We start from the raw sequence: 8481 nt of genomic DNA, 5'->3' as shown, positions 1-8481 counted from the left end.
TCGCGACCGGTGTCGCATGCGGCATCCGGCCGGGCGCCGAGCTCCTGTCGTGCAGCATCCGCTCGCCGCCCGCCCGGAACCGCGCAAGCCACTTGTAGGCCGTGCGCTCGGAAATCCCGGCCGCTCGCGCAGCATCCGCGACGCGCCAGCCCCCTGCCACGATCCGATTCACCAAAAGGACTCGACCGTGAACGGTCATCCGCGCATTCTCATGCATGTTCATCCGGGCGCTCCGGTCAGGGTTGGTTGGCTTCGCAACCCCAACCTCACATCCCGGCCCCGGATGAACAACCTTCATAGCTTCGACATCTAGACGCCCGGCAGCGGCTGCGCAGGCGCTCGGGGGGCGGGCGAATTCAAGCCAATCACTCCGCTATCTCCTCGATCCACATGGCGTTGAAATTCTTGCCCGCGTCAGCCCAGGCCATACGGATGGCGCGGCCTGGCCGGCGAAAGCGCCGCCCCACTTCGAGCCGCGCACCTTCTTCGCCGGCAGGATTTCGCCCGTGTCCGGGTCGGTGATCACGGCTTTCTTCGCCGTCACCGCATCGAGATAGGTGATGTGGATGCCGGCGAAGCGCCCCGTCCGCGATCAGGACGACGGGCCATGCGCTGCGGGAAGATCCGGCAGGGTGCCGCCGACAAGACCCATCCACTGGGTCGAATCGACGAGGTCATGGGCGGCTGAGGTAAACTCGGCACTGAGGATGAACGTGGTCTCGATCTCATGCCGGGCGACCCCCGCATCGCGTTGCGCCAGCCAATAGGCCTGGCCCTCGCTGTCCGCGGCCCGGTGCAGCAGGTTGTCGTAGAGGCCCGCGAGCCAGGTGCTGTCGTCGAGCGTGGACCGGGCCGCATATTCGGCCGAATCCGTGAAAGCCGAAGCCATCGCGTCGAAGGTGGTGCCGGAGAAGCTCTGGGAGGCCCAAAAGGCAAGGCCTGCGCTGTCGGCATCCCGCCCGAGCATGGCCTCATAGAGCGCCGCGATATGGGTCTGGTCCGTGGCGAAGAGCGCCTTCGTGCCATCGGCGAATTCGAGCGCCTGCACGTTGCTGACCACATCGGTGGAGTTGGTCATGAGGTCGGTCACCAGCGCCACCGCGCCGCTCAGGGCGACGCTGTAGCGTGCACTGGTGCCGCCCAGCGCGAGGACGTCATCGCCGAGGCCGGGGTCGACGATGTCGTTGCCCGGCTTGGCGAAGAAGCGCTCGGCCGCTGCTGTTCCTTCGACATAGGTGCTGGTCGCGGTCGTCAGCCAGCTCGGCAGGATCGCGGCCAGCCCGGGCTTGAGGCTGCCGGAATCGGTGTAGATGCCGTAGTATTTTTCCACATCCGGCCAGGCCGCCGGCTGATCGAAGGCGTCGAAGGCAAACAGCGGAACCGTCTTGTGGCCGGTATCCCACTGGCTGTTGAGCCAGTCGAAGATCTGGCTGTAGACGGTGACCTGGCCGGGCTGCCCGTAGAGCGTCGAGAATCCGGTCTCGCCGATGAAGGGGGCGAGCGCCCCGTCGAAGGTGGTGGCGAGCGATTCGAAATAGCTGATGACGGAGGAGTAATCCGTCGAGGAGCCGTTGTCGGGCGTGTACTGGTTATAGAGGACGATCGGCTCGCCACCGTTCCAACTGGCGCTCCAGTTGGTCTCGATGAACGACGAGATCGAGGTCGAGACGACATTGCCCGTGCCATAATTGGCGATCGTCGTCGAGATGGGGATGGAGCCGAGCCCGGCATTTGCGAGCGACGTCTGCAGGTTTTGGAAGGCCGTTGGGATCCAGACGCTGTAGTAGGTTTCAAACAGCGGATCCCCGGGCGGCGGACCATTGGCGTCGAGCTCGTTGCCGAGGAGGATCATCTTGAGGTTTTCCTCGACGGCATTGGTGCTGCCGAAGGCCTCGATGATCATGGCGACCCACTGGTCGGTATAGGCCGGATCGACCATCAGTCCCGGGGACCAGGGCGCGCCATAGCCGCCATTCGCCAGGGCATTGTTGTTGGTGCCCATGCTGAGTTCCAGCCCGGGGTGGGCCAGCACATAGGAGATGACCTCCTGTTGCGTGGGCTCGATGATCGGGGCCGTCGGGTCTGAGGTGCCGACGGCGGCGTCGTGGTAGGTCCTGATCAGCTTGAAGTTCTGGGTGATCGCATCGAGATCATTGGCGATGACGCGGCCGACGCGACCGCCGTCCCAGCTCTCGTAGTTGATGCCGACATTATAGCTGAACGGGCTATGCGCCGGTATGAGAGACGAAGACGCTGCGTCTGTCGTGGCCATTCTTCAATTCCCCCGAGGTATTCTGGAGCAAGTCCGTCCATTGTGGATTGGCACCCAAATAGATACCTGCGCTCCTAGCATGTCGCAAAGGCGCGTGATGCCGGAAACTGGCGTGATCAACGATTCTTCATCGGGGATTGGCTGGTCGGCGACAGGGGTGGGCGTGCCGTCGTCGATGCGCTCGCTCCTTTCACGCGACCAGTACCGGGTCACCTGCAGCTTGGCGTTGCAAATCAAGCCTTGCCGCGGGCCGGTTCACTGCGCGGACAGGGAAACGGGGCAGGACCGATCGATCTCGCATCATCCTTCTTCGTAGGTAATCGCCGATATGGCCGCGATCGGAATAAGCGTGCGGAACTTCTTCGAAGGATCACCCACGATGACATAATCATCCGCGAGTTCGATGATGGCGCCGTAAGCTTTCGTTTCCCTGTCGTTCAGGATGTAGTTGACCGCCTTCTTCGATGTATGGACGGTCTTGAGGAAGGAGAGCAGGTTCGCTCGTGATGTCGCAGGCTTCATTGGAACTCCTTGATCTTTGCGAACGCCGACAGGGGCGCCGCTTGAAAATGACGCCGATAGAGGTTCAGCCTCCGCCGCCGCAGGTGAGGGACCGGAGCGAGATCATAGAAGCCTCTTCTACGGTTGGCCAATACGGTCGAGGGCCAAGACGAGAGGCCCTTGCGATACGCGGACGAGACCGAGATACGGATGGTCCATGTCAATGATCAGAGCCAAAGCGCCGGTGATCGACAAGGCGCTGACGAGCAGTGTAAAGACGACTGTTGCGTTGCGTGGAGCCAACAGGCCAAAGGACCCGAACAGAAGCGCAAGCCAGATCACGAGGAAAGCAACGAACAGGCTCGGGAATTCTTCGGTCTCCGTTTCCGGCCTGAGCCAATGCGCCTCAGCGATCACGCCGCTGAGTTGAAGCGCGCGCATCTGAAGCCAGCGTTGCGCGTCGTTCTCCGGCGTCAGGCGTCTCAAGCCATCCTGCAAGGGCTCGACATCGAGATCGTCAAACACGCCAGCGGCAGCGCCGTATGTCCCGCTGATGTGACGTATCCGCGCCTCGAGGAGGGCCCGAAGGGCAAGGCGCATCTCCTTGGTATCCGGCCCATACTGGGCCATGACCCGATCGAGCAGGACGATCCGCGCCGACCAAGCTCTCAATTCGCCGTTGGCATCGTCGAGCGATCGCTTGGACGAGGCGATCAACAGGCCGAGGGCGAGCGCCGAGAGGGTGCCGACAATGGCTGTCGCGAGCTTGATCGCATCCCGCGAGTCTCCGGACAGATGGCCGTCCGGCAGGCGGGAATGCAGAAGCATCCCCAGGCAGGCGGCGCCAAATACGAAGCAAAATGCAATACCTCCGATCGCAAGCGGGCTCATCGGTATTCGCCACCTTTCTGTCCGCACGTCACTCAAGAGTTGGCCAGGCTATTACAAGAGCTGGCAAGCCTATTACAAGAGTTGGACCGACGATTAAGGGCGTAGTTGGCTCGCGGGTGCTATGATCGTCCACCGCGGGCCGGTCTCCCCGGCTGAGATTGACGACGATCCGCCGGCGTGACGAACTGGCGGCGCTTCGACCGGCGTGCCTGTTGCGCCGTGCGTGCGCCTGCGTGCCGTCGCGTCAGCCACGCGCTGGATGCCGGCCCTTGTGGCCGGACGGTGGATTGGATTTGTATGACGTTGGCAAACCGATCCTTCAGAGCCTTTTGGCCTTCAGTTCCGCGCACCAGTGAACGAGGCGCTCGCGCAGCAGGCGATCGGCGGCAAAGGCCGGCGTGTCCTCGTCGATCGTCTCGAGTATTTTGAGGCGAAAGGCGTCCGGGCCATGGGTCCTCCACGCCGCCTGCAGGCCGGCATGACGGTGCAGACCCTGCCGCAAGGTGAAATCGAGCCTGTTCCAAATGGTCGAGAGGTCGGCCGCCTGACCCGCCCAATGGTCTCCTGTCGCAAGGCATTCCACGGCGTAGAGGCCTGCGACGACCTTTCGCTCCTTATAGGCGGCAATGAGCGCCTTCCGCGTCTCGCGCTCCATCTCGCACATCTCCTTTGACTGCATCGCTCGGCATATTTTACCCGGGTTATATTTGCAAGCCGAATTTAATCCGGATACAAAGATCGCCGGGATACCAAGATCATCGGAAAAGGCGTCTGCGGCACGCCTGCCATGGCGGCGCGGGGGCCCGGCGCCGCTTTCCCGGGGGCTCTGCTGCGCAACGCTGCGGTGCGCAATTGCTGTGTCCAATTGCGGTGCCCGATTGCTGTGCCATGGTGAGACGGCGCGTCGGGATGATGCGGCCAGATGGCGCTCAAAGGGGCCGCGAGCGGAGTTATCGCTTTCGTGGCGAGGATGGCCGAGGATGGGCGGGCTTCGAAGACGCGGCGCTGGCCCTGTTCAGGGCGGACCGGGATCCCATTCACGAAGATCCCCATCGCGGTCTGGCGCATCGGTGCTCGCCAGCCCCCACTGAACCGCATGGGGCGGTCCAGGGGAGGCTCGCTAGCGGTCAGGCTCCGGAGATGCGACGAAGCTGCCGCATGACCGCCTGAAGCGATGTCGATTGCCGGGGGCAAATGCCGGGTGAGCGCAACAGCGGAGCGCTACGGCACCGGGACCGAGCGCCTGTCCGGGGCGCCGTTGGTCTCGGGGCAGCAGCCCGCGCGGGTCCCTCGCAGGAGAACCAGCCGAGGCTCAGGGGCGCTGGCGGGCCTTTCGCGCGGCATAGCGTGCGTCGCGTGCCGCTTTCTGCTCGGCGAGCAATCTTTCCTTCTCGGCGGCTTCCTGTTCCGTGCGTGCGGCTGCGGCTGCGGCTTCCTCGGCTGTGCGGCGTATTTCCTCAGCCTCCTTCTCGGCGGATCGCTGGGCGAGGCGCTCCTCGCGCTCCCTGGCAACCGCGAGATTGGCAGCACGGCGTTCCGCCAGTTCCGGATCGCTGATCTTCTTCTGGAAGGATGCAGCAAGGGCCTTCTTGGCAGCGGCTGCAGACGACAATCGGTCGGTGAGCGATTCACCCTTTACGCGCTTCAAAACGATATTACCCCTTCCAACGTGCCTCATGCACACCTTTCGACATCTCCATACCGCAGATGTCTTCCGCGAACCAGACGCAGGGCAGGGGGCGTCGTTAAAAAAAGTTTGAGATATCTCACTGCATATCGGCACTGGGCTCGCGAAGGCGAAGGATGAGGATTGCCGCCATCGCAAAGCCATGGTTAACCATCAGAAGAGTCTTTGGCCATACCGAATGTTTGCCTTGGTTGACGAGCCGGTCGAAGGGCGCGCCGGCGCCAGTTGTTCCACCGCCGTCCGCGGTTTGCGAGAATGCCATGTTGAAGCTTTGTGTGTTCAATGCCGCTCTGGTGACGGCTCTGGTGATCGGTTTCTCTCCCGGGCAGGCCGCTCCCCTGACCCCTTCACCGTCCGAGAAGGTCGGATCGGACAGTGAAACGGCGGAGCAAAAGGCCTTTCACGCCAAGGCCGATGCCGCGCTGAAGGCGCTCGATGAAAAAACGGAGCGTCGCAATCAAGCCGCGCGCCGCGCGATGATGGGCATATGCACCGGCTGCCTTGGTCGCTCCGCCGCGACGACGGACACGGCGCGCCGAACTCAGGAAACGGACGAGGTTGATCCATTCGCGGGGACGGTGGATGCTGCCGCGGCGGATGAACCGACGCAGCCGGCAGCACCCTCCGCGCGGCCGCAGACTGCGCGTGGCGTTGCGGCTGCGCCGATCGCGCCACCTCTGCAGATCCTTCCTGATCGCGCGCGCTGACGGACGGCCGAACCCGCATCCCATTACGGAACAGGATTGTACCATTTCAGGATGACCGCGTCCCGGTTGCGGCAAGATGATCTGCGTTCCGTCGGCGGCAGCCTTTGCAACTCCTTCGCTCCTCCGAGACGCGCAGAAGCCTGAAGAAGTTTCATATGCAAAGGACGCGGATCGCCCAAAGGAGCGGCACGAACACCACCGCTTCCGGCAACAAAGGGCGTTCGCGCGCCCTTTTCCCGTTGGCCGAAGCACGGAATGCCGCTGCGTACAGTTCTTGCTTGTCAAAGTGAGAGGTGGCGAGCCAGTTCGGGCGCGCATCGGGGGTGCGGTATGGTTAAGTATTGGGGGAAATTGGGGAAAATGGAAAACTTTCCGCGCATTCGCGCAGATGGAGACAATCTGGAGATCGAGCTCGAAGCCGGGTTGGTCATTGTATCCCATGTCGGCGATCCCATTTTGGTACAGGCCGTCGAGCGTGTGTGGTCAGAACGGGAGTCTGTTGCTGAGGGGATTGCGCGTTTGACGGATCTCCTGGCGGGAGACGAGGGGCATCTGGTGGACGATTGCGTCATTCCGTTGCTGCGCGGCTTGCCGCAGCATGCCGTTGATGCTGTTCCCGTCCCGTCCGGCGAGCGATAAGGCCGACGTCAGGCGAAGATACCGGTGTGCCGGTCGATCGGCATTGCCGGATTGGCCCTGGCTGAGCTGCAGCGATAACAGGATCCCGAACGTTTCCGATCCTTCATCATAATATGGCCACTTGCGTTCGACAGACCACGTCAATCCGCGTCATACGATGGTTCGACGACTGTGCCACGGTCGCGCTAGTGGAGCGAATTTGACATTTGAGTCCCACCTGACATCAAGCTCCAGATCAAATGTCAAATTCAAAAGCTCCACTAGACCAATAACTTGCTAGTGGTTCTCTTGACTCCGACATTTGCTCCAAGGGTGGTATCGGACGGATGCAAATGTCAGAGTCGAACCACTAGGTCGATATGATTGCACCGACAGACGTGAGTATGATGGGTATCACCTTCGTTATCGCTGATTTGCACGGGCGCCTCGACCTCCTGGAGGCGTCTTTGGCCGCGGTCGCGGAGCGTGCGCCGGAGGGCGCCACGGTCGTCTTTACAGGCGACTATGTCGATCGCGGTCCGCAGAGCCGGCAGGTGGTCACGCGGCTGATGGCCGGGCCGCCGCCTGGCTGGACCTGGATATGCCTGAAGGGCAATCATGAGGACATGATGGTGGGCGCCTTGACCGGCACAGCCGCGGGGCAGCGCTGGCTCGACAACGGCGGGCTTGAAACGCTGCAGTCCTACGGTGTCGAAAGGGGCGGCAAGCCCGGCGGCTCAGTGCCTGCCGAACATCTCGCATGGATGGCTGAGCTCGCCCCCATGCACCGCGATCGCTACAGGATCTACGTCCATGCGGGCGTTGATTCGACCCTGCCGATCGAAGCGCAGGACCCTGAGACCCTGATATGGATGCGTTATGCTCCCGGTGTGGAGGACGGGCATGGGGATTTCCATGTCGTGCACGGCCATACGCCGCATAAGGATGGGCCTCGGCATTATCGCGGGCGAATCAATCTCGACACCATGGCCTGGCGCACGGGGCGGCTCGTCGTGGCCGTCTTCGACGATGACAAGCCGGGCGGGCCCGTGGAACTGATCGAGATCATCGCGCCGGGCAGCAAGGTCCGACCCGGGCCCTGATCGGAGCGCATCGCATCCGCGTCGATCGGCGTCCCGGACGACGCCTTCCCGTTCATGAAAAAGGCGGCAGGCTGGATGATGGCCTCCAGCCTGCCGCCTCCTGGATCACCGCTTGGTGGTATCGGAATCGGCGATCCGAATTTGGCTCATCGTGCCGGCTGTCTTACGCCACCGGGAGAGCGACGAAGCGCGAGCCGTCTTCGGTCTTGAGGCGGAAGAGGACGGCCTTGCGGCCTTCCTTCTTGACCTCGGCGATGACCTTGGTGATGTCGGCGGGGCGTTCGACCTTGCGGCCGGAGGCCTCGACGATGACGTCACCGGTCTTCAGGCCGCGCTCCTCGGCGGGCGAGCCGGGCTGGACGCCCATCACCACCACGCCGTCCTTGCCGGCACCGCCGACGCTCGCCGCCGGCGCCAGCTGCAGCCCGAGCTTGCCCTGACCGCCGGCCGCGTCCGTATCGAGCGCCGCCGTCTTCTCGCCCGGCATGGTCGCCAGCGTCAGCGCCACCTTCTCGGTCTTGCCGTCACGCCACACCGAGAGGTTGAGCTTGGAGCCCGGCGCATGGCCGGCGATCTCGCGCGACAGGGCGCGCGCATCACTGACCGTCTTGCCGTCGATCGCCACGATCGCATCGCCCGCCTTCAGGCCGGCCTTGGCCGCCGGACCCGTGTCCTCGACGCGCGCCACGATCGCCCCTTCCG

11 protein-coding genes are annotated in these 8481 nt (G+C 63.2%); 3 read left to right on the top strand and 8 right to left on the bottom strand.

Features of this window, described 5'->3' with window-relative positions; genetic code table 11:
- From C7450_RS33260 to C7450_RS34260, 7 genes are all read right to left on the bottom strand, one after another.
- A partial coding sequence (locus tag C7450_RS33260) for a leucine zipper domain-containing protein (RefSeq protein WP_170147346.1) occupies positions 1-223 on the bottom strand: 223 nt, incomplete at its 3' end.
- A 369-nt stretch (positions 224-592) separates the two neighbouring features.
- The gene (locus C7450_RS33255) at positions 593-2272 is read right to left on the bottom strand and encodes a DUF4214 domain-containing protein (RefSeq protein WP_110378691.1); all 1680 of its coding nucleotides are present in this window, start codon (positions 2270-2272) and stop codon (positions 593-595) included.
- A gap of 300 nt (positions 2273-2572) precedes the next feature.
- Positions 2573-2794, bottom strand: coding sequence for a hypothetical protein (locus C7450_RS33250; RefSeq protein WP_110378690.1), 222 nt, complete (start codon positions 2792-2794; stop codon positions 2573-2575).
- 117 nt (positions 2795-2911) lie between these two features.
- The gene (locus tag C7450_RS33245; RefSeq protein WP_110378689.1) at positions 2912-3664 is read right to left on the bottom strand and encodes a bestrophin-like domain; all 753 of its coding nucleotides are present in this window, start codon (positions 3662-3664) and stop codon (positions 2912-2914) included.
- 319 nt (positions 3665-3983) lie between these two features.
- Complete coding sequence (locus C7450_RS33240) at positions 3984-4319, bottom strand: GIY-YIG nuclease family protein (RefSeq protein WP_110378688.1); 336 nt, start codon at positions 4317-4319, stop codon at positions 3984-3986.
- Positions 4320-4976: 657 nt separating this feature from the next.
- Positions 4977-5312 carry a DUF6481 family protein gene (locus tag C7450_RS33230; protein WP_245450314.1) on the bottom strand — a complete coding sequence of 112 codons (336 nt, stop codon included), beginning with the start codon at positions 5310-5312 and terminating at the stop codon, positions 4977-4979.
- Positions 5313-5430: 118 nt separating this feature from the next.
- Positions 5431-5613: a hypothetical protein gene (locus C7450_RS34260; protein ID WP_110378685.1), complete on the bottom strand. Its 183-nt coding sequence runs from the start codon at positions 5611-5613 to the stop codon at positions 5431-5433.
- Here C7450_RS34260 and C7450_RS33220 point away from each other — a divergent pair.
- The 3 genes from C7450_RS33220 (at position 5612) to C7450_RS33210 (ending at position 7779) form a co-directional block, all read left to right on the top strand.
- Positions 5612-6058: a hypothetical protein gene (locus tag C7450_RS33220; RefSeq protein ID WP_110378684.1), complete on the top strand. Its 447-nt coding sequence runs from the start codon at positions 5612-5614 to the stop codon at positions 6056-6058. The two genes, C7450_RS34260 and C7450_RS33220, sit on opposite strands and share 2 nt — an antisense overlap.
- A gap of 360 nt (positions 6059-6418) precedes the next feature.
- Complete coding sequence (locus tag C7450_RS33215; RefSeq protein WP_110378683.1) at positions 6419-6697, top strand: hypothetical protein; 279 nt, start codon at positions 6419-6421, stop codon at positions 6695-6697.
- Positions 6698-7080: 383 nt separating this feature from the next.
- Positions 7081-7779 carry a metallophosphoesterase gene (locus C7450_RS33210; protein ID WP_110378682.1) on the top strand — a complete coding sequence of 233 codons (699 nt, stop codon included), beginning with the start codon at positions 7081-7083 and terminating at the stop codon, positions 7777-7779.
- Positions 7780-7942: 163 nt separating this feature from the next.
- On the opposite strand, the gene C7450_RS33205 is transcribed toward C7450_RS33210, so the two are convergent.
- Positions 7943-8481, bottom strand: a 539-nt coding sequence (locus C7450_RS33205) for a PDZ domain-containing protein (RefSeq protein ID WP_146227629.1), incomplete at its 5' end; no start/stop codon positions are given.

The sequence above is a fragment of the Chelatococcus asaccharovorans genome, assembly GCF_003201475.1.
In the GTDB taxonomy this organism is placed as follows: domain Bacteria; phylum Pseudomonadota; class Alphaproteobacteria; order Rhizobiales; family Beijerinckiaceae; genus Chelatococcus; species Chelatococcus asaccharovorans.
This window is presented reverse-complemented; position numbering and strand designations above follow the sequence as displayed.